Here is a 25,229-nt window from a genome sequence, read left to right as displayed (position 1 = left end):
ATTATTTGCTCAAATCTAGCTCAGATTTAGCAAAATATTTTTTGGTTTCCGCAAGGATGATTGGAGAAAGTCCCAGCAGGGCTACCAGATTGGGGAAGGCCATCAGGCCATTGACAATATCAGCGATGGCCCAGATGGTTTCCAGCTTGATAAAGCCCCCGATAGCTACCATAGCCACGAAAAATGCCCGATAAACTGGAATGGACTTAGCTCCAAAGAGAAATTCAAAACAGCGTTCTCCATAGTAAGACCAACCTAAGATAGTTGTAAAGGCGAAGAGGACAAGACTGACAGTCAAAGCTAAAATTCCCCAATTGCCAAAGACAGACGCAAAGGCTGATTGGGTCAGGATGGCTCCGTCTAAGTTTGAGGACCAGCCGCCTGTAACAATGATAGCCATCCCCGTCAGAGTACAGATGATGATAGTATCAATAAAGGTTCCTGTCATAGAAATCAGCCCCTGCTCAACGGGTTCTTCAGTTTTGGCAGCAGCAGCGGCGATAGGAGCAGAACCAAGCCCAGACTCATTGGAGAAGACCCCACGAGCAACCCCTTTTTGCAGGGCGACCATGACCGTTGCTCCCATAAAACCGCCAGCAGCAGCGTGGCCAGTAAAGGAAGAAGAGAAGACTAGTCCGATACTGGGCAGAAGTTTGTCATAGTTAACTGCCAGAATAGTGAGGCCGGCTAGAACATAGATAACAGCCATAAATGGGACTACCAAGGTGGAGACACGTGAGATGGATTGAATACCACCGAAGATAATAATAGCAACGAGAATAGCTAGGACAATACTGACGTAACGGGGGTCCCAGCCAATACTGTTTTTGATGGAATCGGTGATAGAGTTAACTTGGGTGAAGGTCCCCGATCCTAAGAGGGCTGTCATGGTTCCAAAGATAGCAAAGAGAATCGCCAGCCATTTCCAATTTCTACCCAGACCATTGACGATGTAGTACATAGGCCCGCCAGCAATTTCACCATTTTCATCTTTTTCGCGGAATCTAATAGCCAAGAGTCCTTCGGAGTACTTGGTTGCCATCCCGAAGAAGGCCGCCATCCACATCCAAAAGAGAGCTCCGGGGCCACCTGCCTTGATAGATGTAGCCACTCCAACAATGTTTCCTGTTCCGACCGTAGCGGCCAGAGCCGTACATAGGGCAGCGAAGCTGGAGACGTCTCCATGACCTTCGCTATCAGCGAAAATCAAGCGAAGAGCCTTGGGAAGTTTAACAATCTGCAGCAATCCCAAACGAATACTGAGATAGATCCCAGTCCCAACTAAAAGGATAAGAAGGGGCGGGCCCCAGATGAAGGTGTCAATCTTATTGAAAAAATCTAGCATAGTATTTCCTATCTTTTTCTTTTGTATGGCAGGAAAAAGGGGCTAGTTGTCTAGCCCCGCCTGACACATTTTAAAAATATATACCTTCGTATTATATAAAAATGTGACTGGAATTTCAAATTATACTTTTAACTGTCAAAGGACTTGCCAGCCTTGCGCTTGAAGTATGCTCGCGTTTCCTCAATGATAATGGGTGACAAGACCAAAAGGGCAATCAAGTTTGGCAGAGCCATGAGGCCATTAACGATATCTGCAATTTTCCAAATGACCTGCAGCTGCAGATAGCCGCCAAGTGCTACCATGAGGACAAAGATGCAGCGGTAAATGGTGATACCCTTAGTCCCAAAGACAAATTCAACACAGCGTTCTCCGTAGTAAGACCAACCCAAGATCGTTGTAAAGGCGAAAAGAGCCAAAGACAAGGTCAGTACCAAACTACCAATATGGCCAAAGACAGACGCAAAGGCCGATTGAGTAACGGCAGCTCCTTCTAAGTCCTTGACCGACCATTGACCAGTAATCAAGATGGAAAGTCCCGTCAGGGTACAGATGATGATCGTGTCGATAAAGGTTCCTGTCATAGAAATCAACCCCTGCTCAACAGGTTCTTCAGTTTTGGCAGCAGCAGCAGCGATGGGAGCAGATCCCAGCCCAGATTCATTAGAGAAGACTCCACGAGCAACCCCTAGACGAATGGCCTGCATGACTGTTGCTCCTGTGAATCCGCCGACAGCAGCTGTCGGTGTGAAGGCTGATTTAAAGACGGCCGCAAGAGTCGGGATTAGGTTGTGAAAGTTGATAGCGATGATGGCTACAGTTGCCAGAATATAGAGGGCGGCCATAAAAGGGACCACTTTTTCTGAGACCTTGGAGATGGACTGAATACCGCCAAAAACGATAATCGCTACCAAGATTGCAATGACAACGCTAACCACTTTAGGAGACCAAGCAAAAGTATTTTGCAGGGAGCCCGTAATAGAATTAACCTGAGAGAAAGTCCCAATACCAAGTAGAGCAACTAAAATTCCCGCCAAGGCAAAGAAGTAAGCGAGGGGCTTAGCTATGACTTTTAGGCGACCGGTAATCCCATTGGTAATGTAGTACATAGGTCCGCCGGACACTTGGCCATTATCATCCTGGGTCCGATACTTGATAGCCAGAAGGCCTTCGGCATACTTTGTGGCCATCCCAAAGAAGGCTGCCATCCACATCCAAAAGAGGGCCCCTGGTCCGCCAGTCCCAATAGCTGTGGCGACCCCAACGATATTTCCCGTTCCAACGGTAGCGGCTAGGGCAGTTGCCAAAGCTGCGAAACTGGAGATATCTCCTTCACCTTGGTCTTCCGCAAAGATGAGTTTGAAAGCCTTAGGTAAGCGGAGCACTTGCAAGAGTCCCAAGCGAACGGTTAAATAAATCCCCGTCCCAACTAAGAGTACTAGCAGGGGCGGCCCCCAAACAACATCATCAATTTTCGTAAAAAAGTCCAGCATGACTATTCCTCCAAAGTTCTAAGATTATCAAGCACCTACACAGGATTAGTCCAAGCAAAAAAGTCCAGACTAATCTGATTCTGGACTTGGAGGTACTAACAGCACGCCCAAAAAAGCCTTGACCTTTTGGGCTGAATTTCTGTCCTTTTGCCTGAGAGTTTGAGTAAAGCGAATTTACCTTGCCCCTTCGGCGTTTTCTAGCTATTGGGCTACCTGTCCCTTCAGTAGAAAATCTCTCCAGAAGTCCGTCCATCATCAGTCCCATTCTATGACTAGAAACCTGAGAGCATTACTCCTTCGGCGAAAGGTCTAACCTTTTCTCTCCTGATGATTTCAATCGGTTATTTGATAAATATGTTACTAGTTTAGCTAAATATCCGAATGCTGTCAAGACGAATTTAAGAAATTACCCATTAAAGACGAATAATCTTGGAGAGAATTGCCACAAAGGGCTCTAAGTTTATTCGTATTGTTATAAGATATGGAAAAACTCCAAGAGCTAGGAACTCTTGGAGTTTGTAATGATAATCCGTTAAGCGTCAATGCGTTTAGTCGTTGCCTTATCAAAGAAATGTCCTTTAGCGACATTGAAGGCCACATTGAAGTGTTCACCTGGGGCTAAGTAATCGCGGGCATTGACCCGAGAGGCAAATTCTTGATTACCGACCTTACAGTAGAGCACGGAGTCGCTACCCAATAATTCGGAGATTTCGATGCTAGGTTTTGGTTCCCTTTAGCTTGAAGAAGCGGGAAAGTGTGCGTGATGTCAGAGAATCAAGAGATGAAAATTCTTGAGCTAACTAGGAACGCTTATTTGGGAGCTTATGCTATAATAACTCTAACTGTAAGGGGGAGAGGTTATGGCCAAGCGTAAGAAAATTTTCTATGTCCAAGTGGAATTTTTAAATGGTAAGCGCTGGCACTATCAGCTGCCCCGCGACCTGCAAAAGCCTATGCGGATGCATTTCCATGAGCATCCTGATGATTGGAAAAACCTGCTTTTCGGAGCTTTGATAAATGTCCCGACGGACGTTTACAAAGAGTCCAATAATTACCAACCCCTCATACACTTGGCTCGGGTTCGTAAGCTTTACTATCGTTACGAGGAGCAGTACTGGCGAACTAGAGGCCAATTTTTAACCAGAGAGAATTGGCAGACAGCCGGTTTGAAACATTTTAGGGAGAGCGTTCGCTTTCTGCGACATGATTTCAGATGGCGAAACAAGCTGATTATCACTTTAGATTATTGCCGTTGGCGCTATCGCTACCGAAATTTTTTGAAAAAAGCAGGAAATATCTGATTTCTTTAGTCTGATTTAAGCAAAACCAGCTATACTATAACCATCCTAAATAAACTTTTCTTTTTCATAATCTCCGAGGAAGTGCCTAGCCGTTTGGTTAGGTTCTTTCTATTTCTATTTATATTTTTTTTAAATAGGGTGCCTTTCCTAGGGACTACATCACCTGCGTTCAGATTTCTAATTTTTTGCGAAAACTAAATTCTCAGGCTAATTTTCAGATTTTACAGCTGCATAGAACTTAAGCATTTTCTGCGAAGTACTTAACAGCTTAGTATCTTTTTCATATTTGTGTTATAATTTTAGGGCGAAATTGAAAGGGAGAAAAGCATGAATCCTTTACTGAATGGAATGAATGACAAACAAGCAGAAGCGGTCAAAACAACGCAAGGACCGCTTTTGATTATGGCTGGAGCAGGCTCTGGTAAGACCAGAGTTTTGACTCACCGAATTGCTTATTTAATTGACGAAAAGATGGTTAATCCGTGGAATATTCTGGCTATCACTTTTACCAATAAGGCAGCTAGAGAAATGCGGGAGCGGGCCATGCTGCTCAATCCAGCTACCGAAGAGACCTTGATTGCGACCTTCCACTCCATGTGCGTACGGATTTTACGGCGGGACGCTGATCATATTGGCTATGACCGTAATTTCACCATCGTTGACCCTGGCGAACAGCGTACCCTTATGAAGCGAATCATCAAGAATCTCAATCTGGATTCGAAAAAATGGAATGAGCGAGCTATTTTGGGAACGATTTCTAATGCTAAGAATGACTTGATTGATGAAATTGCTTATGAGAGTCAAGCTGGTGATATGTATACGCAGATTGTTGCCAAGTGCTACAAAGCTTATCAGGAAGAATTGCGCCGCAGCGAGGCCATGGACTTTGATGATTTGATTATGCTGACGCTTCGCCTCTTCGACAGTCACCCCGATGTTTTGGCTTATTATCAGCAGCGTTATCAGTATATCCATGTCGATGAGTATCAAGATACCAATCATGCCCAGTATCAGCTGGTTAAGCTCTTGGCATCTCGCTTTAAAAATATCTGCGTAGTCGGGGATGCTGACCAATCCATCTACGGCTGGCGCGGTGCTGATATGCAGAATATCCTAGATTTTGAAAAGGATTATCCTGAGGCCGCAGTTGTTCTCTTGGAAGAAAATTATCGCTCCACCAAGAAAATCCTTCAAGCTGCCAATGATGTGATCAATCATAATCGTAATCGGCGTCCTAAAAAACTTTGGACACAGAATGCGGACGGTGAAGAAATCACGTATTACCGTGCCAATGATGAAAGGGATGAGGCCGTTTTTGTCGCCTCAACGATTGACCGAGAAGTGCGCGACAATGGACGTGATTTCAAGGACTTCGCTGTCCTCTACCGTACCAATGCTCAGTCACGGACTATTGAAGAAGCCCTGCTCAAATCCAACATTCCCTACACTATGGTTGGCGGTACCAAGTTCTACAGCCGCAAGGAAATCCGTGATGTCATTTCTTATCTCAATGTTATTGCCAATACCCATGACAATATCAGCTATGAGCGAATTATTAACGAGCCCAAGCGAGGTGTGGGACCTGGCACATTGGAGAAAATACGGACCTTTGCCCTTGGACAGAATCTCAGTCTATTGGAAGCCTCTGAGCAAATCATGCTCTCGCCTATAAAGGGGAAGGCAGCACAGGCCGTTTGGGATTTAGCTAACATGCTATTGACGCTGCGATCAGACTTAGATAAATACAGTCTTACCGAGTTAGTAGAAGAAGTACTAGACAATACTGGTTATTTGGAAGCCTTGCAGCTGCAAAACACCTTAGAAAGTCAGGCTCGGATTGAAAATATTGAAGAATTCTTGACCGTTACTAAAAACTTTGATGACAATAAGGAGGATGCTCCTGAAGATGAAACTGGTCTGGATAGGCTCAGCCGTTTCCTTAACGACTTGGCTCTGATTGCAGATACTGATGATGGTGATGCCGAATCAGCTGAGGTGACCCTCATGACCCTGCATGCGGCCAAGGGATTAGAGTTTCCTGTCGTCTTTCTCATCGGTATGGAAGAAAATGTTTTTCCTTTGAGTCGGGCAGCCGAAGATCAAGATGAGTTAGAAGAGGAACGCCGTCTGGCCTATGTTGGGATTACCCGAGCGGAAGAAGTCCTCTACCTAACCAATGCCAATAGTCGCACCCTCTTTGGGAAATCCAGCTACAATCGGCCAACACGTTTTATCAAGGAAATTTCCGATGATCTGCTGAATTACCAGGGTCTGGCTCGGCCTGTCAATACGTCCTTTGTGGCTAGTTATAGTGACAGCAGCGAAACGAAGTTTGGTCAAGGTATGAGTTTAGCTCAGGCTCTGCAAGCCAGAAAATCCCAAGCAGCTCCTAAATCCTTTGCACCCGCCCGCCCCGCAGGGGCTCAAGCTCAGTCAGCAGGTTCTGATAAGCCGGCTGTCGATTGGCAAATCGGTGACATCGCTCACCACCGTAAATGGGGGGATGGTACAGTACTAGAAGTCTCCGGATCCGGCAAGACACAGGAACTCAAAATCAATTTCCCAGAAGTCGGTCTAAAAAAAGTTTTGGCCAGTGTGGCGCCGATTGAAAAAGGAAACTAAAAATGCCCCTTCGCTAACCGCTTTATTTGAAAGAGCAGCCAATCGAGATAAGGCAGGCAGCATGGAGGTCTACCTGCGCCCTCATTTCCCTTCTATGGGATTCAGACTTCTCAAAGACAGACCTTGTATCAGGATTTTCTAAAAAAATGAGAAAAAGCCAAAACAGATTGACTAGAAACTTTTAGAGGCTTGCTGGCAGGCGAACCAGTGTGACTACCAATATTACCTGAGAGCCTTTCAAAAAGTGCTGATCCTTGAGGATATTCCGAGAATAGAGCGTTTTGCAAGGAGCAAGCAGCGGTCGAATATGATTGATTTTCTGGACAGGATTAGCGGTGAAATTGGCCTCATTGATAAATGTGTTAATGATGTGATGCCGGCCTGAGCAAATGATGATAATGATTTTTGGATGAAACGGCTGGCTTATTGACCATCAGCTGGGAAGAAAGACAGCTACCGATACAGTACTGCTTGAGCAAATTTTAGCAGCCAACCTTGGAAACGATGAGTTTTTCATCAATAAGGAATCAGTTGGGTTCTGCGAGATTGCTCAAAAATAGGTCCTGACTGGGTACAATATTTTCTCAAAGAATATGGGCACCTCATGTCCTCCTTGTTTATCAAGGAAAGCAGCAAGCATTTATAACCTCAGTGAGCCAAGTCTAAATGTGGATAGATTTTAGACGAATCAGTCTGATATTTTTACCATAAACGCATGAGATATAGCTTTCGGCTATATCTTTTTTATTTAGATAACTATTAGTCAAGAAAAAGTTTTAGGTGTAAAATAAGCCTAATGATATCTATGGAGGAATGATTATGACAACAGACTATTCATTTGAAACCCTACAGCTGCACGCCGGTCAAACAGTCGATCCAACGACTAAATCACGTGCCCTGCCGATTTACCAAACCACATCCTATGTTTTTAATGATTCGCAGGATGCTGAGGATTCTTTTGCTCTGCGGACAGAAGGAAATATCTATACGCGGATTACCAATCCAACGACTGCCGTTTTTGAAGAGCGGATGGCAGCGTTAGAAGGCGGTGTCGGTGCTTTGGCGACGGCTTCTGGCATGGCAGCCATTACTTATACGGCTCTTGCTTTAGCGCATGCTGGGGACCACATTGTATCAGCAACGACAGTATACGGCGGTACCTTTAACTTACTCAAAGAAACCCTGCCGCGCTATGGGATTACAACCAGTTTTGTGGACGTGGCTGATTTTGCCGCTATCGAAGCCGCTGTTAAGGACAACACCAAGTTTATTTTAGCTGAGACGCTGGGAAATCCCTTGGGGAATGTTGCTGATCTTGAAAAACTCGCAGAGATTGCCCATCGTCATAGTATTCCTTTGGTTGTTGACAATACCTTTGCCACCCCTTATCTCATCAATGTTTTCTCATACGGTGTTGATATTGCCGTGCATTCGGCCACTAAATTTATCGGCGGTCACGGTACCTCTATCGGTGGTGTAATTGTGGACTCGGGCCAATTTGACTGGGAAAAATCCGGGAAATTCCCGCAGTTTGTCGATGAAGACCCGTCTTACCATAATCTCAGCTATACCCGTGATATCGGGGCAGCAGCCTTTATTACAGCGGTTCGCACACAATTGCTGCGCGATACCGGTGCCTGCCTCTCGCCCTTCAATGCCTTTCTTCTGACACAAGGACTGGAGACTTTGTCTCTGCGGGTTGAACGCCATGTTGAAAATGCCAAGAAAATCGCAGAATATCTGGAAAATCATCCTAAAGTGACTAAGGTCAACTATGCCAGTCTGCCATCAAGTCCTTACTACGAATTGGCACAAAAATATCTGCCTAAGGGTGCCAGCTCCATCTTTACCTTCAATGTCGCAGGAGGAGCAGAAGCTGCTCGTAAGGTGATTGACAGCTTAGCCATTTTTTCAGATCTTGCCAATGTCGCTGATGCTAAGTCTCTTGTGGTGCATCCGGCCACCACAACTCACGGTCAGATGAGTCCGGAGGATCTCCTTGCCTGCGGTATTGAACCTAACCAAATCCGTATTTCTATCGGTTTGGAAAATGTCAATGATTTGATTAGTGATTTGGATCAAGCTTTAAAACAGATATAATTTGGGAGGTTTTTTATGGTAAGTCTGAAAGAAGCCTTTGCCATCTTTAAACAGGCAAAATTAGTTGATTTAACCCATCAAATTTCAGAGACCAGTCCCCATTTTCCTGCCTTACCAGCTCTTGAAAAAAAGGACATTTTTACCCTTGAAGATGGTTTTCATGTCCAACAATTCAAAGTGGTCGGTCAATACGGCACACATATTGATGCCCCTGTTCATTTTGTGGAAGGCGGTAAATGGCTGGATGAACTCCCCCTAGAAGACCTTTTCTTGCCTCTTTATGTTTTGGACTTATCCAAAGAGGTTGCTGAAAATCCCAATTATGAAGTGCGGGTAGAGGATATTTTAGATTTTGAAAAGAAACATGGCAGGATAGAAGCAGCTGCCTTTGTCGCTTTTCGGAGTGACTGGTCTAAAAGATGGCCCAACCAAGACGCTATCAGGAATCTCAACACTCAAGGTGTGCAAGAAACGCCGGGCTGGAGTCGGGAAGCTCTGGAGTTCCTCATCAAAGAGAGAAAGGTTAAGGCTCTCGGACATGAAACCTTAGATACCGATAGTGGTCAGACGGCTGCTAAAAATGGAGCTCTCCTTAATGAATATTATCTTCTGGAACAAGGCATTTACCAGCTGGAAGTCATGGCTAATTTGGATCAAGTTCCAGCAACTGGCAGCTTTATTGCTATTAGTTATCCCCATTGGGAAAAAGCCACCGGTTCCCCTGTTAGAGCCTTTGCCTATGTTGAACAATGAGAAATTTGGTAGTCAATTTGGCTACCAAATTTTTCGTCCTTATTTCAGGCTGAGGTCTTCTTGATGAGGACTGAGCCCTATGCTTCAAAATAATTTTTAAATCTTTTATGCCAATTTATGCTATAATGAAATGTAAAACATTTTTGGCTGAGAGCCGATAGAAAGAGCGTTATGGATTTAACAAAGTATATTGCATCAATTAAAGATTACCCTCAAAAAGGCATTACCTTCCGTGATATTTCTCCTTTAATGGCTGATGGCAATGCCTACAGCTATGCTGTTCGTGAGATTGTCCAGTACGCTACAGACAAAAAGATTGATATGATTGTTGGACCTGAAGCGCGCGGTTTCATCGTTGGTTGTCCAGTTGCCTATGAATTGGGAATCGGCTTTGCACCAGTGCGTAAGCCTGGTAAATTGCCCCGCGAGGTTATCTCTGCTGACTATCAAAAAGAATATGGGATGGATACCTTGACCATGCATGCTGATTCTATTAAACCAGGTCAACGGGTCCTAATCGTGGATGACTTGCTGGCGACAGGCGGAACAGTTAAGGCCACCATTGAGATGGTAGAACGTCTTGGGGGGATTGTTGCTGGCTGTGCCTTCCTGATTGAGCTGGATGGCCTTAATGGCCGTCAGGCTATCGAGGGTTACGATACTAAAATTTTGATGAACTTCCCCGGCTGAGAGTTATAGACAGGACTTATAGCCTAACCTAACAAGGTTCTATTTGAAAAGCCTATCCCCATGTTTTATAATAGAAGTAGTCTATTATAGAATGGGGATATTTTCATGCCAATTACGCTCAATAAGAAATTGCCAGCCGTTGATATTTTAAAAAATGAGAATATCTTCGTTATGGATGATGCCCGGGCGAGAGGACAGGATATCCGGCCTATCAAGGTTTTGATTCTCAATCTCATGCCAACCAAGGAAGCGACGGAAACTCAGCTCTTACGCTATCTGTCCAATACGCCCCTGCAAGTCAAGCTGGACTTCCTTTATATGACCAGTCACCAACCTAAAAATACCAAGCCTGAACATCTGGAGACCTTCTACAAAACCTTTGCGGATATTAAGGCTGACTATTTTGATGGCCTGATTATCACAGGGGCACCGGTTGAAACCCTGCCTTTTGAGGCAGTAGACTATTGGCAGGAGCTCTGCCAAATTTTTGACTGGGCTAGGCGCCATGTCTACTCGACCTTGCACCTCTGTTGGGGAGCTCAAGCCGGCCTTTATTATAGGTATGGGGTTGATAAGGCTTTGATGGATCATAAGCTATCTGGTATCTACTCTCAGGATGTGGTTGAGCATTTTTCTCCCCTTATGCGGGGTTTTGATGATAGTTTCCTATCTCCCCATTCTAGGCATACCCAAGTGACGGAAGCAGATGTACGTGCCAAGACCAATCTGCAAATTCTAGCCAAAGGGGAGGAAGTTGGCCTGTCCATTTTAGCCAGCCGCGATTTGCGGGAGGTTTATAGCTTTGGGCATCTGGAGTATGACCGCGATACTCTTAAGCGAGAGTATCAGAGAGATATGAGGGCCCATAAGGGGCCTAGTCTGCCGGTCAATTATTTTCCCCAAGGCCAACCAAGCCAGCAACCGCCCCTCCGCTGGAGTTTAGCAGCTTCAACCTTCTTCACCAACTGGCTCAATTATGCTGTCTACCAAGAAACGCCTTACCGCTTGGAGGATTTGGAAAAAACAGGCAGCCTCTACGGTTATTTATAAAGAGGAACTATGACATTTTTAGAGAATTATCAAAACGGCAATCTGGTTCTGCCCAGCAGCCTACTCTTTCATTTTAAAGACATTTTTTCAAGCGCCGATGATTATTTGGTCTGGCAGTTCTTCTATCTGCAAAATACGACCAAGGTGGACGAAATGCCTTCCAGCCGAGTCGCAGATGCCTTGGGCAAAACGGTGGCAGAAATTAATCAAGCCATCTCCAATCTGACCAATCAAGAACTCTTGGTCATGAAGACTATTGAATTGGATGGTGAGACTGATATTATCTTTGATGCCAGTCCAGTTCTCAAGCGCTTGGATGACTTGCTTGGCAGTTTAGCTCAAGGCAGTCCAGCCCAACTAGATCCTCTTGATAATGCCAATGACTTGCAGGCCCTTATCAATGATTTTGAAAAGTCAGGCTGGATGCTGACGCCCTTTGAATTGGAGGACCTGCAAAAATATATCCGAGAAGACGGTCTCAGTCCGGACTTAATCCGTGAGGCCCTCAAAGAGAGCATTTTCAATAGCAAACGCAATTGGAAATACCTGACAGCTATTCTGCGACGCTGGACCCGTGATGGAATTACGACGGTTTGGCAAATTGAGGAGCGCCGTCAAGAGCGGGATCAAGCAAATCCTACTAAGGTTCAGGTATCGGATGATTTCCTCAATGCCATGAATCTTTGGAATGAGCAGGATTGACGGAATAAGGCGATAATGATCGTTAAAGAGGCTGAGACATAAATGGTCTTGGCCTTTTGCCGTTCTGACCGAAGATAAGGAGGCAAGAAGGCGTTTTTCTGCTATAATAATGATTATGGAAACAAATATTTCACAGCGTCTGCTGGATGTGGCAGATTTTATTCCCGGAGGGGCTAAATTGTTGGATGTGGGTAGCGATCACGCCTATCTCCCTATCTATCTTTTACAGGAAGGGCTGATCAACTCGGCCATTGCCAGCGAGGTTGCACAGGGGCCTTGCAGGTCGGCTCTGGCTAATGTAGCGGCAGCTGGCTTAAACCAGCAAATAGAGGTCCGTCTAGCTGACGGCCTAGATGCCTTTGATCCTGCTGATGGCGTGACGACTATTGCTATCTGTGGCATGGGGGGGCGACTGATTGCGGATATTTTGACAGCTGGTCAGGAAAAGTTAACAGATTTAGATCGTCTGGTTCTCCAGCCTAATAATCGCGAGGATGATGTCCGAGCCTGGCTGTCAGACCATAATTTTCACATTATTGCCGAAAAGGTCATGGCCGAAAAGGAAAAATTCTACGAAATCATTGTGGCCCAACCCGGACAGGAAGGGCTCAGTCCATTCGAGCAGCGCTTTGGTCCGCGGCACCTAGAAGAAAGATCAGCAGGCTTTCTAGCCAAATGGCGCAGAGAATTGGGAAAATTAGAGTTGGCCCTGAACAGGATTCCAGAAGCGAATCAAGGAGATCGACAGGCCATCAAACAAAGAATAGAAGCTATCAAGGAGGCGATTAAGTGAAGGCTACAGAATTTATTGACAAATATGAAAGCTACTGTCCGCAAGAACTTTCAATGGAGGGGGATATATCAGGTCTCCAAGTAGGAAACCTAGATAAGGATATTAAGCGGGTCATGGTGACCTTGGATGTCCGAGAAAATACAGTGGCAGAAGCTATCGAAAAAAAGATTGACTTGATTATTACCAAGCACGCTCCCATTTTTCGCCCTCTCAAGGATCTGACTAGCAGTCCACGCAATGACATCCTTTTAGACCTAGTCAAGCACGATATTGCTGTCTATGTCAGCCATACCAATATTGATATCGTTCCCGATGGTCTCAATGACTGGTTCTGTGACCTCTTGGATATCCAAGAAAGAGAGTACTTGACCCCTACAGCCGATGGTTATGGTATTGGCCGAGTGGGAAATATCCACCCACAACGCTTGGAAGACTTAGCCTTTAAAGTCAAATCTGTCTTTGACTTGGACAGTGTACGGCTGGTTCGTTATGATGGCGCCAATCCGACTGTCAGTCGGATAGCCATCTGCGGTGGCAGCGGTCAGAGTTTTTACCAAGATGCCCTAGCTAAGGGGGCTCAGGTATTTATCACGGGCGACATTTATTACCACACTGCCCAGGATATGATCACAGATGGCCTTTTGGCCATAGACCCTGGTCACCACATTGAAGTACTCTTTATTGAAAAATTACTGGTGAAGCTGACAGCTTGGAAAGAAGCGGCAGGTTGGGACCTAGACATTCTACCAAGTCAGTCTTCCACCAATCCTTTTAGTCATCTTTAGGAGGCAGGTATGGATTGGATTTTATCACAAAATGTTGTTTTATTAGCCCTCCTAGCAGGTCTCTTTACTTGGGGTTGTACTATTGTTGGAGCAGCTATTGTTTTCTTTTTTAAGGCCATCAGTCGACGGCTTTTAGACACCATGATGGGGTTTGCGGCGGGCGTTATGATTGCTGCTTCGTTTTGGTCTCTCCTAGAGCCCTCCATTAGCTACGCTGAGGCTGACTATGGTAGTTGGTCTTGGATTCCAGCAGCGGTTGGCTTTTTGGTGGGGGGACTAGCCCTTCGCTTGATTGATGCCCTAGTTCCCCACCTTCACTTGGATAAGGCTGATGTCAGTCAGGCCGAAGGTCTTCAACCCCCTAAGAAATTGTCCAAGACAGCCCTGCTTTTCTTGGCTATTACTATCCACAATTTTCCAGAAGGTTTGGCTGTCGGGGTCACTTTTGGGGCATTAGCTGGTGGTCATCCTAGTCAAGCGGCCCTCTTAGGCGCTATTGGATTGGCAATTGGAATTGGCCTGCAGAATGTCCCTGAAGGAGCAGCCTTATCCATTCCGATTCGGGCCGATGGTAAGTCACGCCTGCGAGCTTTTTATCTAGGTTCTATGTCAGCAATTGTAGAGCCTATCGGAGCGGTTCTAGGAGCAGGTCTAGTCATGCTGATGATGCCCATTCTTCCCTATGCTCTTTCCTTTGCCGCCGGTGCTATGATTTTTGTCGTGGTTGAAGAATTGATCCCAGAATCTCAGACTAATGGCAATACCGATATTGCGACTTTAGGTTTGATGCTTGGTTTTGTGATCATGATGGTCATGGATGTGGCCTTAGGATAGGAGGACTATGAAAGTTGCAGTAGTCGGGGCAGGTATTGTTGGAGCAACGGCTGCCTATTATCTCTCAAAAGAAAAAGACTGTCAGCTGACGGTCTTTGATTATGGTCAAGGACAGGCAACTAAGGCAGCGGCTGGCATTATCAGTCCTTGGTTTTCCAAGCGGCGCAATAAGGCTTGGTATAAAATGGCTCGTCTGGGAGCTGATTTCTATATAAACTTGATAGCCGACTTGCAGACTGATGGTTGGGATACTAGTTTCTATAAGCAGACGGGTGTCTGCCTGCTCAAGCGTGATGAGACTAAGTTGACAGAGCTAAAAGCGTTGGCCAGCAATCGGCGAGAAGAATCCCCGCTGATTGGCCAACTTGCCATCTTAAGTCAAAAAGAGGTGAGCGCGAGGTTTCCAAATTTGCAAGGTTTTGACCAGCTGCTCTACGCCTCTGGCGGCGCTCGGGTAGAAGGAGCGAGTCTGACTGAGACTCTTTTGGCAGCCAGCGGCTGCCAGGTCATTCAGGACAAGGTCAGTTTGAAAACCTTGGCAGACGGGACCTATCAGCTCGCAGGTCAGACCTTTGATCAGGTTTTGTTAGCAACAGGGGCTTGGTTGCCGGAAATCCTTGAACCGCTCGGTTATGAAGTAGATATACGTCCCCAAAAGGGCCAGTTGCGGGATTATTTCTTTACGGATTTTAGGACTGACAACCTGCCTGTTGTCATGCCAGAAGGAGAGCTGGATATTATTCCCTTTAAAGCAGGACAAGTTTCGGTAGGAGCCAGCCACGAAAATGATCAAGGCTATGATTTGATACCAGATGCTCAGATTTTACAGGAGCTAGAAAGTCAAGCTAGGGTCTATTTACCTATCCTTTCTCGAGCTAAACGTCATCAAGAACGGGTGGGAACCCGAGCCTATACCAGTGACTTTGCTCCTTTATATGGGCAAGTTCCTGAACTGACGGGGGTCTTTGCAGCCTCAGGCCTAGGATCATCAGGCTTAACCACAGGCCCTCTGATTGCCAAAGAGTTAGTCAATCTCTTGGTAGGGAAGTCTGGTCAGTTGGATAAGGAAGATTATCCCATCGAGCGCTATATATGCAAGAAAAGTTGAGTGTGAACTTCAACTTTTTTGTTTCCAAAGTATTGCCGTTTAATCTCAGTAAAATATCCCGCCGGACAGACTAATGAGCTAATGAGCAGTTACATTTGGGAAAAGATATGAGGGCTGAGTTTCAAACACCCGTTTGACAGATGATTTGAACTAAAGCTATAATCCCATAAAGCCAGCTGGTGAAAGATATTAGCTTTTACTAAAGTCTCATAAATAAAAAACACAACCGAAATCTTTTGACACTTTAGTGATGGAAGAGTTAGTTGTGTTTTTTGCTGAGAGCTAACATTTTCTCAATTATTATTTACCAAAAAGGCCCTTAACCTTGTCTAGGACGCCATCAGCACCCTTGACGCCTGCCAAGAGATCCTTGGCTTGATTAAAATAGTCACCCAAATCATCTTTGTGCTGTTCTATAAAAGCTTGAGCAGCTGAGAAATCCTTCTTCTCAATCAGTTCCTTAACTTGGTTAAATAGTTCGCTTGGATTCATTGTTTCTCTCCTTTATTTTATGGTCGTAAGACCGAGATTATTCTTTTATTAAAGCATAACCCTTACCCGTGGTGCTAGTTAATTTCAAAATACAATAAAAAGCCCAAAAGGACTATACTGTAAGTGCCTAAACAAACAGGAGGTTAGTCCAAATGAGCCACTTACAGTATACTGCTAAATCTCATCACTTACAATGGAATTTGAAGCAATTATCAAAAATATGCCATCAGCTCTATAGGGATTATTGTCCTTACTCTTTCAAACATCGTCATAATATCAGTTTATCTAAGGTTTCAGATCAATCGCTATTGGTTTTGCTTATTTTACAAGCTGAGCTAGGTATTAAATCACAACGACACTTCTATCGTCTCTGTCACTTATTTCCTTGCGGCCAACTTCTTGAAAGAAGTCGTTTTAACCGACGAGCAAGACAGTTGGTTTGGTTAGTTCAAGTCATTAGACAAGCCATGAATACTCAAATTTCTCCTGATACTATCGCTATTATAGATAGCTTTCCCTTACCACTTTGTCAACCTGTCCGTAACTGTAGAACACGTATTTTTAATGATTTGGCAGACATTGGTTACAATGCTTCTAAACATCTTTGGTTCTATGGATTCAAAGTACATATGCTGGTCACTTTATCAGGCTATATTCTGAATTACGTTGTGACCCCTGCCTCAGTACACGATATTAGGACGGTTGATGACTTACTAGAAAATTGCCGACAACCTTATATTTTAGCAGACCTAGGCTATCTTAGCAGGGAACTTAAAGACCATCTAGTTCAAAAAGGCTATCATCTATGGACTCCTTTGCGTCAAAACATGGCAGGAGCTAAACAACATAATCATTGGAAATTGATGGCTATGAGACGAACCATTGAGACACGCTTCTCCGAGCTTTGCGCTCTTTTTGACGTAGAACACACACTGACTAGAGGTTTAGCAGGACTGCAGTTAAGACTTGAGCAAATTATACTTACTCACAACCTGAGATACTTTGAGATTAACTAGCACCACGAGTAACCCTTTTAAATATCAAACTAGATTGCTTAAAAACGCATGGCTGGCTAATTGTTCTTGCGGATCATTGATATTCTTGACGACAATTTCATAGATGGCACTGGCTTGTGGATTAAGTCGCTCTAAAACGCCTGACCAATCGGTAATGCCTTGTCCTAAAGGAAGACTATCATGGCTCTTCCCCATGGTGTCTACTAAGTGGTAGTGATGACTATTGGCTTTTAACTTTTCCAGAGAGTCTAATAAAGCTTGGTTATCTCCTCTGGCCTTAATCAAGGCATGAGAAGTATCGAAAGCTAAGCGATACCCTCTTGCTAAAATCTCTTGGTCATAGCTAGGGTCTCCAAAGAAAAAAATCGGTGAAATACCATTTTCAAAGAGAATGTGTTGCCCACCCAGCTGACTAAACTGGTCCAAGCGCTCAAATGATGTTTGTTTGGCATTTTCAAGACTGCCATAATAATCTAGTACTTGAGGATTTTTAAGCTCATAAGAACCATGGATCAAAACTTGACAATCATGGTCGAAGGCCAGCTCCAGTAAATCATTAGTTGACTTTTCTAGAAAGTAGTAGGTCTCAGGCAAGAGAATCTGCGGGATAATCATTTCTAGAAATTCCCCCTGATACTTCATGGGCTGATGCAGCACAATCCGTCTAGTCGCCTGATTCTGAACCTGCAAAATAGCCTCTTCTAACCGTTTGAGTCCTTCCTTAGAAAAATCCTCCTGGCTGGTGTAAAATTCAAAAACCTCCGGCTTATAACGAAGACGGCTGGCTAATTGTTGAGGGTCAGCAGATGCCTTGAGCCCTAAGACAGGTTTGAACATGAGAATATCTCCTGTAAATGATCTAGCTTTATAATCACATTGATGTACCTTATCAGCCCTCAATCGTTTTAGGACCTAGGCCGATTAACCAGACAAACGGCTTCAGGAACATAGAAATCATGGTTGACCTCTGTCAGTTTCCCAGTTTCTGGATGGCGTTGGAAGACAGTGATATTGTCCGAATCTTGATGGGCAACTAAAAGATACTTTTCGTCAGCAGTCAGACAGATATCTCGTGGTGTTTTCCCATGACTGGGTACAATATCAATCAAGTGAATATAACCGTCCAGAATAAATTGGTAGCAGGCGATGGAATTGTGGCCGCGGTTGGATACGTAGAGGAACCAACCATCACTGGTTACTTCAACAGCAGCAGGAGCATTGAAACCAGAGTAGTCATCTGGCAGGGTGGTGATGGATTGATAAGTCTCGAAATTTCCACACCCCTGATAAATCAAATTATGAACCGTTGAATCGAGTTCACAGACCACAAAGGCGTGTTTAAAAATAGGGTGGAAGGCTAGGTGACGGGGGCCACTGCCAGCGGGGAAGTGGTAATTATCAATAGGCTGTACCCTGCCAGACTCACTCAAGGCGTAGCTGGTTAAATCATCAGTTCCCAAATCACAGGTCAATAAGTAGCGATCGGGGCTGATATCAGCAAAATGAATTCTAGCATGATCTTGATGGGCATGAGGACCAGTACCCTGATGGATAATCCGATTGACCAATTTTAAATGGCCATCATCCTGACGCTTGTAAATCAGAGCCTGCCCTGTGTGGTAATTAGCTGAGAAAACCAAATCTCGCTTGCCATCTAAACCTAGATAACAAGGAGCCGCTCCGTCTTCAACCACCTGATTAAGAGGCTGAAAATCAGGAGAGTAACTTGCGACCCCTCCTTGATTCTTATCACTAGCGATACTATAGAGACAGTCATCAGCACTGAAAGCCAGATAGGTTGGATTTTGCTGGCTGGCTACTAACTGGAGATTGGACAGTTGCCCAGTCTCATTGTCAAAATCAGCCTTATAAATTCCCTGAGACTGACGCTTAGTATAGGTGCCAAAATAGATTTCTTCCATATTAACCTCTCTGTCTAAAGGCTGGACATTTTATCCGTTACCAGCCGAATCGTAAGCCGTAAAGCCTTTTCTATGAAGAAATTATAGCATTTTTTTGTTAAAATAAATATACTGATTATAAGTAATGAAAGAAGACCCTATGACCAAACTAGCCACCATCTGCTATATTGATAATGGGAAAGAGCTGCTTCTTATGCTCCGCAATAAAAAGCCTAATGATGTTCATGAAGGCAAGTGGATTTCTGTCGGAGGTAAGCTTGAAGCAGGTGAGACACCTGAGGAATGTGCCCAAAGGGAAATTTTCGAAGAAACCCATCTGACCGTTAAGAAAATGGATTTTAAAGGCCTGATTACCTTTCCTGAATTCACACCGGGACATGACTGGTACACCTATGTTTTTAAGGTAACGGATTTTGAAGGCGATTTGATTTCTGATGAAGAGTCACGCGAAGGCACACTGGAATGGGTTCCCTATGACCAAGTTCTGTCCAAGCCAACTTGGGAAGGGGACTATGAAATTTTTAAGTGGATCTTGCAGGATACCCCTTTTTTCTCAGCTAAGTTTACCTACGACCAATCGGGAAACTTGGTTGAAAAAACCGTTCAATTTTATGATAACTAAGGAATAACATGGATAAGAAAAACGAAAAATTTTACGAGAGTTGGTTTTATAAATGGGTCCTTGATAATCGCTTCGTCAGCAGTCTGGTTGTAATCATCCTGACTTTTCTGGCTCTTTATCTCTTGACCCAAGTCAGTTTTATTTTTACAGCTCTGGCTAGCTTTGTTACCGTAGTGATGTTACCGATTGTTATTTCGGTTTTGATTTATTATCTGCTTAAACCTCCGGTTCAATTTGTCGAACGCCATCTGCATGTCAGGCGAACATGGGCCATTAGTCTGGTTTATGTGCTGATTGTCGGTCTCTTGGTTTGGGGCGGTTCCAGTCTATTTCCTATGTTGCAGGATCAAATCCTGTCTTTCATCAATAATTTGCCTCATTACATCAAGTCTGTTGAACATCAGATCAACCAAATCCTAGCCGATCGCCGTTTTGAAATGATCCGCCCTCAACTGGAAGATTGGGTGAACAATTATAGCAGCAAGGCCGTTGACTATGCTGAGAACTTTTCTAAAAATATTGTCAGCTGGGCTGGCGACTTTGCCTCGGCTGTAACTAGGGTAGCTATTGCTATCGTAATGATGCCCTTTATTGTTTTCTACCTGCTGCGCGATAGTGACAAGCTCAAGGAAAATATTCTTAAAACCATCCCAGTCAACTGGCGCAAACCCATTTCCCGGATTCTCAGTGATGTCAACTCTCAATGGCAGGGCTATGTGCAAGGCCAAGTAACCGTAGCTATTATTGTCGGGATTATGTTCTCCATTCTCTTTTCAATCATCGGTCTGCGTTACGCTGTAGCGCTGGGCATTTCAGCGGGCTTTCTCAATATGATTCCCTACTTAGGTTCCTTCTTAGCCTTGATTCCTGCTATGATTTTAGGGCTTGTTGAAGGGCCTTGGATGCTGATTAAGGTCCTGATTGCCTTTGCCATTGAGCAAACCATTGAGGGACGTTTCGTTTCACCTCTGGTCTTGGGAACAAAACTCAGCATTCACCCGATTATGATTCTTTTCATCCTTTTGGCCTCTGGTTCTGTCTTTGGTATCTGGGGGGTGCTTTTAGGAATCCCAGTCTACTCGGCCCTGAAAGTTGTTGTCAAGGAAATCTTTGACTGGTATCGCGACTTCAGCGGCCTTTACAATGAAGAAAGTGAGCAAGACGACCGTGTTAAATAGTGAAAAAATGATTGCCTCTCTGGATCAGGGAGATTTGGAGCACGCTAACAAATATTTCCAGAGAGCCTTGGTCCAAGACGATGCCGAGACGCTTTTATCCTTGGCCCAATATCTCGAAAGTATCGGTTTTTTACCGCAGGCTAAGGAAATCTATCTGCAAGAGTTGGCTGCCTATCCCGAAGTAGCCATCAATCTAGCCCAGATTGCTGCAGAAGATGGCGATATTGAAGAAGCCTTTGGCTATCTGGATACTATAGATCCAGAGGATCCTAATTACCTGTCTGCCCTCATGGTTATGGCAGATCTCTATGATATGGAAGGATTGACCGATGTGGCGCGTGAGAAGATGCTGGAGGCTTCACAAATCAGCGATGAGCCCTTGGTTACCTTTGGTTTAGCTGAGCTGGATTATCAGCTGGGAAATTTTGACCAAGCGATTAAAGCATACGCCCAATTGGATAACCGCGAGATTCTGGAAATGACAGGCGTATCAACCTATCAGCGTATCGGCCGTGCCTATGCCAGCTTAGGAAAATTTGAAGCAGCCGTGGAATTTTTGGAAAAAGCAGTTCAAATCGAATATGAGGATGCGACTGTTTTTGAACTGGCTACTATCCTCTATGATCAAGAGGAGTATCAGAAGGCCAACCTTTACTTCAAACAGCTGGACACCATGAACCCTGATTTCGAGGGTTACGAATACATCTACGCCCTCTCCCTGAACGAAGAGCATAAGATAGAAGAAGCCCTTAAATTAGTCCAGCAAGGGCTGTCCAAAAATGAGTTTGATAGCCAGCTCTTGCTTCTGGCCTCCCAGCTGTCCTATGAAAACCACGACAGCAAGGCAGCAGAAAACTATCTCTTATCAGCTAAGGATTTGGCAGAGGACCTAGAGGATGTTCTGATGCGACTGTCGAATCTTTATCTGGAAGAGGAGCGCTATCAGGAAGTCCTTGCCCTTGAGCAAGAAGATATTGACAGCGTTCTGACCAAGTGGAACATAGCTAAGGCCTATCAAGCCCTCGATCAGGAAGAAGAAGCGTTGGAGCATTTTCAAGCCATCGCTGATGATCTTAAGGACAATCCGGAATTTCTGCAGGACTATGCCTACATTTTACGGGAATTCGGCTATCGCGATCAGGCCCGCCAAATGGCCCAGCGCTACCTAGAATTGGTCCCCGATGATATGAATATGGCCGAATTTCTGGAGGAATAAGTAAAAATTGGTAATTGGAGGCTTGGCCTTCTTTTTTTATAGAACAATATTTCAAAAATATGACAAAAGTTACAATTATATATTGAAATCGTTTTCTTTTATTGTTATAATAATCCTAGATATTGATCTACAATGTTATTGACGAGATATCTTAGTAAGAAAGGAGATTAATTCATGAAAAGAGCTCCTATTTGGAATGAAAGACAACGTTTTTCCATTCGTAAATATTCCTTTGGTGCGGCCTCAGTCCTAATCGGTGCTAGTTTATTCTTCGGCGGTCAAGTACTGGCTGATGAACAAGCAGTGCCAGCGGGTCAGCCTCAAGACCAAACAGTTCAAACCGTTGCTGACCAGCCCGTTCAAAATGGGAATAGCTTAACTTCTCAGACAGAAGACAGTAACACTGCAGTCCTTTCAGACAAGGCATCTGTGTCTCAACAAGTTAGTCAGGATTCAGCTCAGGCCACGGCAGAAACGTCTGCTCCCACAGACGCTGTGACAAGTACTGCAGCAGCAACGCCAGCTAGGGTGGACACTGCCACCCAGACGGATGTTATGCCCGCTCAGGTTGAGGCACAATCAGCAGTTCAAACGGTTAGTGTCACCTCACAGCAGAACGAAAGTCTGGCACCGACTCAAGCCAAGCTAGCTGTGACGAGAGCGTCTGTGGCGACAACGGTTCAAGCGGTTGGCAAAGATATCCCAAGTTCAGGCTATTATACCTATCCAGAGCGTACAGAAGTCAAGAATAGTCCCTCTGCCAGTGCGCCCCTCGCCTTTTACGCCAATGCCGGTGACCGTGTTTACTATGACCAAGTGCTCACTCAAGATGGCTATCAATGGCTGAGCTACAAGTCTTACAGCGGCATTCGCCGTTATGCCAATATTGCTAAGCTAGAGGTTAAGGAAGTTCCGGCACCCTCAGTCCCTAAAACTCAGTCCGGAACCGGTGGCAAAGATATCCCAAGTTCAGGCTATTATACCTATCCAGAGCGTACAGAAGTCAAGAATAGTCCGTCTGCCAGTGCCCCCCTCGCCTTTTACGCCAATGCTGGTGACCGTGTTTACTATGACCAAGTGCTCACTCAAGATGGCTATCAATGGCTGAGCTACAAGTCTTACAGCGGCATTCGCCGTTATGCCAATATTGCAAAGCTAGAAGTTAAGGAAGTTCCAGCACCTAAGACAGACGATCAGTCAGCAGGAGACAGCGAAACTACTTTTCCAACCCTGCAGCGTTACACCTTCGATCGGGAAGTCGCGGTTAAAAACGAAGCTAGGGCAGCCGCTAAGACAGAGTTCACCTTTACCAAAGGAGAAGGGGTTAACTATGATAAGGAACTCAAGGCCGATGGCTACAAGTGGATTTCCTATGTCTCCTACAGCGGTATCCGCCGCTATGTCATGCTGGACAAACTGTCTAATTCTCAGCCATCAGAATCCAAACTGACCGGGCAAATCAGTGTTGAGAACCAAACTAACCAAGGCTTTGATGTCAGGATTTCCAATGTTTCAGACAGCAAGGGTATCCTAGCCGTCAAGGTACCTATCTGGACGGACCGAAATGACCAAGATGATATCATCTGGTATGACGGCGTTAAGCAGGGAGATGGCACTTACAAGGTAGCGGTCAAACTGTCTGACCATAAGAATGAAACCGGCACCTACAATATCCACCTGTATTATGTTGAAACTGACGGAGCTATGAAAGGGGTTGCCGCTCAACAGGTTAAGGTGGCTGAACCTCAAGTTACCAGAACTGGAACCCTCTCCTTTAGTAACAAGGATAACGGCGATTTCGATGTCATCGTTTCGACTGTCACCGACAGCCAAGGACTTAAGGCGGTTAAGGTGCCCGTCTGGACAGATAGGAACGACCAAGACGATATCATCTGGTATGATGGCGTTAAACAAGCTGATGGGACCTACAAGGTCACCGTCAGAGTATCTGACCATAAGAATGAAACAGGCCTCTATAATGTCCATCTCTATTACCTAGAAAATGATGGCAAGCTGGTTGGTATAACAGGTCAGCAGCATCGCTCAGAAGCTAAGAAGATGGATAAACGGGTGACCGGAACTCTTGCTATTCAAAATCAGACTTCCGATGGTTTTGATGTCCTGATTACCAATGTGTCGAACAGCAACGGTATTGTAGCGGTCAAGGTTCCTGTTTGGACCAGCAATCGTGACCAAGATGATATTATCTGGTATGATGCTAATAAACAAGCTGATGGTGATTATAAAGTAACAGTTAAAATCAGTGACCACAAAGGCCAACGCGGTGTCTATAATATCCATCTGTACTATGTTGAAAATGATAATAAGCTGGTTGGGGTAGCTGCTACCCAGACAACGGTTCCTGAACCAACACCAGGAGAAAAGAAGAGCCCTTCTTATAATGGTTCTTACTATTATGTTGCAGGTAAGCATGGACCAATCCTGATTGTCAATAAAAAATATGCTCTGTCCAGTTCATACAATCCGGGTGAAAACGCCGTTGCCAAAGATGCTTTTGTTCGGTTGCGTAATGACATGATTAATCAGGGATACAATGTTGGTTATGCCTATAGTGGATTTAGAACGTATGACTATCAAAAGAATTTTTATCAATCTTACGTCAATCAAGACGGTCAAGCAGCAGCTGATCGTTATTCCGCAAGGCCGGGCTATAGTGAGCACCAAACTGGTCTAACTTTTGATTTAACCGATAGATCTGGTAACTTGCTCGAAGATCAAGCAGCAGCTCAGTGGTTAAGAGACAATGCCCATCGTTACGGCTTTATCGTTCGCTATCAACTTGGTAAGGAAAGCATTACGGGCTTTATGCAAGAGCCTTGGCATATCCGCTATATTGGTCAAGAAGCCCAAGATATCCACGAGTCTGGTTTGAGTTTAGAAGAATACCTAGGTGTTGAAGGCGGTGACTACGGCAGTCCAGCTAATTCGCCATTACAAAGTCACGCCCAAGCAAATGCTATTCCTTCTAGTGGCCGCTATACCTTTACCAGAGAATCTTATGTGAGGTCTGCTCCTAGCCAATCAAGTCCAGCTCTGGCAACCTATACTGTAGGTCAAAGTGTCAATTATGATAGTGTCAGAAATGCAGAGGGCAAAACATGGATTTCTTACATAGCCTACAGTGGCAACCGCCGTTATATCGCAATTGATTAGTTTAACGGTCTCAATAGGAAATATAAGAGAGTGGGA

At 44.8% G+C, this 25,229-nt stretch carries 22 protein-coding genes, 1 pseudogene and 1 riboswitch; of the genes and pseudogenes, 17 read left to right on the top strand and 6 right to left on the bottom strand.

Annotated elements, in window-relative coordinates:
• Nucleotide 1 precedes the first annotated feature (1 nt).
• From STRCR_RS08860 to STRCR_RS11810, 3 genes and pseudogenes are all read right to left on the bottom strand, one after another.
• A complete protein-coding gene (locus STRCR_RS08860; RefSeq protein WP_004228102.1) occupies nucleotides 2–1,345 on the bottom strand; it encodes an alanine/glycine:cation symporter family protein in 1,344 nt (447 codons plus the stop codon).
• Between the two features lie 128 nt (nucleotides 1,346–1,473).
• Complete coding sequence (locus STRCR_RS08855) at nucleotides 1,474–2,835, bottom strand: alanine/glycine:cation symporter family protein (protein WP_004226403.1); 1,362 nt, start codon at nucleotides 2,833–2,835, stop codon at nucleotides 1,474–1,476.
• A 129-nt stretch (nucleotides 2,836–2,964) separates the two neighbouring features.
• Nucleotides 2,965–3,086: riboswitch (glycine riboswitch) on the bottom strand.
• 281 nt (nucleotides 3,087–3,367) lie between these two features.
• Nucleotides 3,368–3,544: pseudogene (locus STRCR_RS11810) on the bottom strand (sugar ABC transporter ATP-binding protein); the annotation flags it as partial.
• A 151-nt stretch (nucleotides 3,545–3,695) separates the two neighbouring features.
• On the opposite strand from STRCR_RS11810, the gene STRCR_RS08845 reads away from it, so the two are divergent.
• The 12 genes from STRCR_RS08845 (at nucleotide 3,696) to STRCR_RS08795 (ending at nucleotide 15,573) form a co-directional block, all read left to right on the top strand.
• Nucleotides 3,696–4,136: a DUF7679 family protein gene (locus tag STRCR_RS08845; RefSeq protein ID WP_004229725.1), complete on the top strand. Its 441-nt coding sequence runs from the start codon at nucleotides 3,696–3,698 to the stop codon at nucleotides 4,134–4,136.
• Nucleotides 4,137–4,463: 327 nt separating this feature from the next.
• On the top strand, nucleotides 4,464–6,758 hold the full coding sequence (pcrA, locus tag STRCR_RS08840; RefSeq protein WP_004229651.1) for a DNA helicase PcrA: 2,295 nt from the start codon (nucleotides 4,464–4,466) through the stop codon (nucleotides 6,756–6,758).
• Nucleotides 6,759–7,284: 526 nt separating this feature from the next.
• On the top strand, nucleotides 7,285–7,404 hold the full coding sequence (locus STRCR_RS12575; RefSeq protein WP_100208004.1) for a DNA alkylation repair protein: 120 nt from the start codon (nucleotides 7,285–7,287) through the stop codon (nucleotides 7,402–7,404).
• Between the two features lie 173 nt (nucleotides 7,405–7,577).
• Nucleotides 7,578–8,858, top strand: a complete 1,281-nt coding sequence (locus STRCR_RS08835) for an O-acetylhomoserine aminocarboxypropyltransferase/cysteine synthase family protein (protein WP_004225586.1) — start codon at nucleotides 7,578–7,580, stop codon at nucleotides 8,856–8,858.
• Nucleotides 8,859–8,873: 15 nt separating this feature from the next.
• On the top strand, nucleotides 8,874–9,611 hold the full coding sequence (locus STRCR_RS08830; protein WP_004229079.1) for a cyclase family protein: 738 nt from the start codon (nucleotides 8,874–8,876) through the stop codon (nucleotides 9,609–9,611).
• 171 nt (nucleotides 9,612–9,782) lie between these two features.
• Nucleotides 9,783–10,301: an adenine phosphoribosyltransferase gene (locus STRCR_RS08825; protein WP_004227881.1), complete on the top strand. Its 519-nt coding sequence runs from the start codon at nucleotides 9,783–9,785 to the stop codon at nucleotides 10,299–10,301.
• Nucleotides 10,302–10,406: 105 nt separating this feature from the next.
• The gene (gene metA, locus STRCR_RS08820; protein WP_004227062.1) at nucleotides 10,407–11,351 is read left to right on the top strand and encodes a homoserine O-acetyltransferase MetA; all 945 of its coding nucleotides are present in this window, start codon (nucleotides 10,407–10,409) and stop codon (nucleotides 11,349–11,351) included.
• A 9-nt stretch (nucleotides 11,352–11,360) separates the two neighbouring features.
• Complete coding sequence (locus STRCR_RS08815; RefSeq protein WP_004226070.1) at nucleotides 11,361–12,053, top strand: DnaD domain-containing protein; 693 nt, start codon at nucleotides 11,361–11,363, stop codon at nucleotides 12,051–12,053.
• A gap of 115 nt (nucleotides 12,054–12,168) precedes the next feature.
• Complete coding sequence (locus tag STRCR_RS08810) at nucleotides 12,169–12,846, top strand: tRNA (adenine(22)-N(1))-methyltransferase (RefSeq protein ID WP_040805036.1); 678 nt, start codon at nucleotides 12,169–12,171, stop codon at nucleotides 12,844–12,846.
• Nucleotides 12,843–13,631, top strand: coding sequence for a Nif3-like dinuclear metal center hexameric protein (locus STRCR_RS08805; RefSeq protein WP_004228802.1), 789 nt, complete (start codon nucleotides 12,843–12,845; stop codon nucleotides 13,629–13,631). The genes STRCR_RS08810 and STRCR_RS08805 overlap by 4 nt, the downstream gene beginning before the upstream one ends.
• 9 nt (nucleotides 13,632–13,640) lie before the next feature.
• Nucleotides 13,641–14,465 (top strand): ZIP family metal transporter, encoded by an 825-nt coding sequence (locus STRCR_RS08800; protein ID WP_004227904.1) that lies wholly within the window; start codon nucleotides 13,641–13,643, stop codon nucleotides 14,463–14,465.
• Nucleotides 14,466–14,472: 7 nt separating this feature from the next.
• Complete coding sequence (locus tag STRCR_RS08795) at nucleotides 14,473–15,573, top strand: NAD(P)/FAD-dependent oxidoreductase (protein ID WP_004227304.1); 1,101 nt, start codon at nucleotides 14,473–14,475, stop codon at nucleotides 15,571–15,573.
• Between the two features lie 300 nt (nucleotides 15,574–15,873).
• Here STRCR_RS08795 and STRCR_RS08790 read toward each other — a convergent pair whose 3' ends face one another.
• Complete coding sequence (locus STRCR_RS08790; RefSeq protein ID WP_004228235.1) at nucleotides 15,874–16,065, bottom strand: hypothetical protein; 192 nt, start codon at nucleotides 16,063–16,065, stop codon at nucleotides 15,874–15,876.
• Nucleotides 16,066–16,217: 152 nt separating this feature from the next.
• On the opposite strand from STRCR_RS08790, the gene STRCR_RS08785 reads away from it, so the two are divergent.
• Nucleotides 16,218–17,081 (top strand): IS982-like element ISScr1 family transposase, encoded by an 864-nt coding sequence (locus STRCR_RS08785; protein WP_004226747.1) that lies wholly within the window; start codon nucleotides 16,218–16,220, stop codon nucleotides 17,079–17,081.
• 24 nt (nucleotides 17,082–17,105) lie between these two features.
• On the opposite strand, the gene STRCR_RS08780 is transcribed toward STRCR_RS08785, so the two are convergent.
• Together STRCR_RS08780 and STRCR_RS08775 are read right to left on the bottom strand one after the other, a co-directional pair.
• Complete coding sequence (locus STRCR_RS08780; protein WP_004229832.1) at nucleotides 17,106–17,918, bottom strand: sugar phosphate isomerase/epimerase; 813 nt, start codon at nucleotides 17,916–17,918, stop codon at nucleotides 17,106–17,108.
• A 68-nt stretch (nucleotides 17,919–17,986) separates the two neighbouring features.
• Nucleotides 17,987–19,003, bottom strand: coding sequence for a lactonase family protein (locus STRCR_RS08775; protein ID WP_004228308.1), 1,017 nt, complete (start codon nucleotides 19,001–19,003; stop codon nucleotides 17,987–17,989).
• Nucleotides 19,004–19,142: 139 nt separating this feature from the next.
• Here STRCR_RS08775 and STRCR_RS08770 point away from each other — a divergent pair, with 139 nt between their 5' ends.
• From STRCR_RS08770 to ldcB, 4 genes are all read left to right on the top strand, one after another.
• Nucleotides 19,143–19,625 carry an NUDIX hydrolase gene (locus STRCR_RS08770; protein ID WP_004227076.1) on the top strand — a complete coding sequence of 161 codons (483 nt, stop codon included), beginning with the start codon at nucleotides 19,143–19,145 and terminating at the stop codon, nucleotides 19,623–19,625.
• A gap of 8 nt (nucleotides 19,626–19,633) precedes the next feature.
• Nucleotides 19,634–20,803: an AI-2E family transporter gene (locus STRCR_RS08765; protein WP_004225463.1), complete on the top strand. Its 1,170-nt coding sequence runs from the start codon at nucleotides 19,634–19,636 to the stop codon at nucleotides 20,801–20,803.
• Nucleotides 20,793–22,019 (top strand): tetratricopeptide repeat protein, encoded by a 1,227-nt coding sequence (locus STRCR_RS08760; RefSeq protein ID WP_040804609.1) that lies wholly within the window; start codon nucleotides 20,793–20,795, stop codon nucleotides 22,017–22,019. Before STRCR_RS08765 ends, STRCR_RS08760 begins: the two co-directional genes overlap by 11 nt.
• Before the next feature lie 174 nt (nucleotides 22,020–22,193).
• Nucleotides 22,194–25,193 carry an LD-carboxypeptidase LdcB/DacB gene (gene ldcB, locus STRCR_RS08755; protein WP_004227612.1) on the top strand — a complete coding sequence of 1,000 codons (3,000 nt, stop codon included), beginning with the start codon at nucleotides 22,194–22,196 and terminating at the stop codon, nucleotides 25,191–25,193.
• Nucleotides 25,194–25,229 lie beyond the last annotated feature (36 nt).

The organism is Streptococcus criceti HS-6, from assembly GCF_000187975.2.
In the GTDB taxonomy this organism is placed as follows: Bacteria; Bacillota; Bacilli; order Lactobacillales; family Streptococcaceae; genus Streptococcus; species Streptococcus criceti.
The sequence above is the reverse complement of the archived record's forward strand: the minus strand, read 5'-3'. Positions and strand labels throughout refer to the sequence as shown.

What these genes read in the sequence shown, in the direction of transcription:
- STRCR_RS08860 (WP_004228102.1), bottom strand. Translation starts at nt 1,345, where the DNA reads ATGCTAGATTTTTTCAATAAGATTGACACCTTCATCTGGGGCCCGCCC.
- STRCR_RS08855 (WP_004226403.1), bottom strand. Translation starts at nt 2,835, where the DNA reads ATGCTGGACTTTTTTACGAAAATTGATGATGTTGTTTGGGGGCCGCCC.
- STRCR_RS08845 (WP_004229725.1), top strand. Translation starts at nt 3,696, where the DNA reads ATGGCCAAGCGTAAGAAAATTTTCTATGTCCAAGTGGAATTTTTAAAT.
- pcrA (WP_004229651.1), top strand. Translation starts at nt 4,464, where the DNA reads ATGAATCCTTTACTGAATGGAATGAATGACAAACAAGCAGAAGCGGTC.
- STRCR_RS08835 (WP_004225586.1), top strand. Translation starts at nt 7,578, where the DNA reads ATGACAACAGACTATTCATTTGAAACCCTACAGCTGCACGCCGGTCAA.
- STRCR_RS08830 (WP_004229079.1), top strand. Translation starts at nt 8,874, where the DNA reads ATGGTAAGTCTGAAAGAAGCCTTTGCCATCTTTAAACAGGCAAAATTA.
- STRCR_RS08825 (WP_004227881.1), top strand. Translation starts at nt 9,783, where the DNA reads ATGGATTTAACAAAGTATATTGCATCAATTAAAGATTACCCTCAAAAA.
- metA (WP_004227062.1), top strand. Translation starts at nt 10,407, where the DNA reads ATGCCAATTACGCTCAATAAGAAATTGCCAGCCGTTGATATTTTAAAA.
- STRCR_RS08815 (WP_004226070.1), top strand. Translation starts at nt 11,361, where the DNA reads ATGACATTTTTAGAGAATTATCAAAACGGCAATCTGGTTCTGCCCAGC.
- STRCR_RS08810 (WP_040805036.1), top strand. Translation starts at nt 12,169, where the DNA reads ATGGAAACAAATATTTCACAGCGTCTGCTGGATGTGGCAGATTTTATT.
- STRCR_RS08800 (WP_004227904.1), top strand. Translation starts at nt 13,641, where the DNA reads ATGGATTGGATTTTATCACAAAATGTTGTTTTATTAGCCCTCCTAGCA.
- STRCR_RS08795 (WP_004227304.1), top strand. Translation starts at nt 14,473, where the DNA reads ATGAAAGTTGCAGTAGTCGGGGCAGGTATTGTTGGAGCAACGGCTGCC.
- STRCR_RS08790 (WP_004228235.1), bottom strand. Translation starts at nt 16,065, where the DNA reads ATGAATCCAAGCGAACTATTTAACCAAGTTAAGGAACTGATTGAGAAG.
- STRCR_RS08785 (WP_004226747.1), top strand. Translation starts at nt 16,218, where the DNA reads ATGAGCCACTTACAGTATACTGCTAAATCTCATCACTTACAATGGAAT.
- STRCR_RS08780 (WP_004229832.1), bottom strand. Translation starts at nt 17,918, where the DNA reads ATGTTCAAACCTGTCTTAGGGCTCAAGGCATCTGCTGACCCTCAACAA.
- STRCR_RS08775 (WP_004228308.1), bottom strand. Translation starts at nt 19,003, where the DNA reads ATGGAAGAAATCTATTTTGGCACCTATACTAAGCGTCAGTCTCAGGGA.
- STRCR_RS08770 (WP_004227076.1), top strand. Translation starts at nt 19,143, where the DNA reads ATGACCAAACTAGCCACCATCTGCTATATTGATAATGGGAAAGAGCTG.
- STRCR_RS08765 (WP_004225463.1), top strand. Translation starts at nt 19,634, where the DNA reads ATGGATAAGAAAAACGAAAAATTTTACGAGAGTTGGTTTTATAAATGG.
- ldcB (WP_004227612.1), top strand. Translation starts at nt 22,194, where the DNA reads ATGAAAAGAGCTCCTATTTGGAATGAAAGACAACGTTTTTCCATTCGT.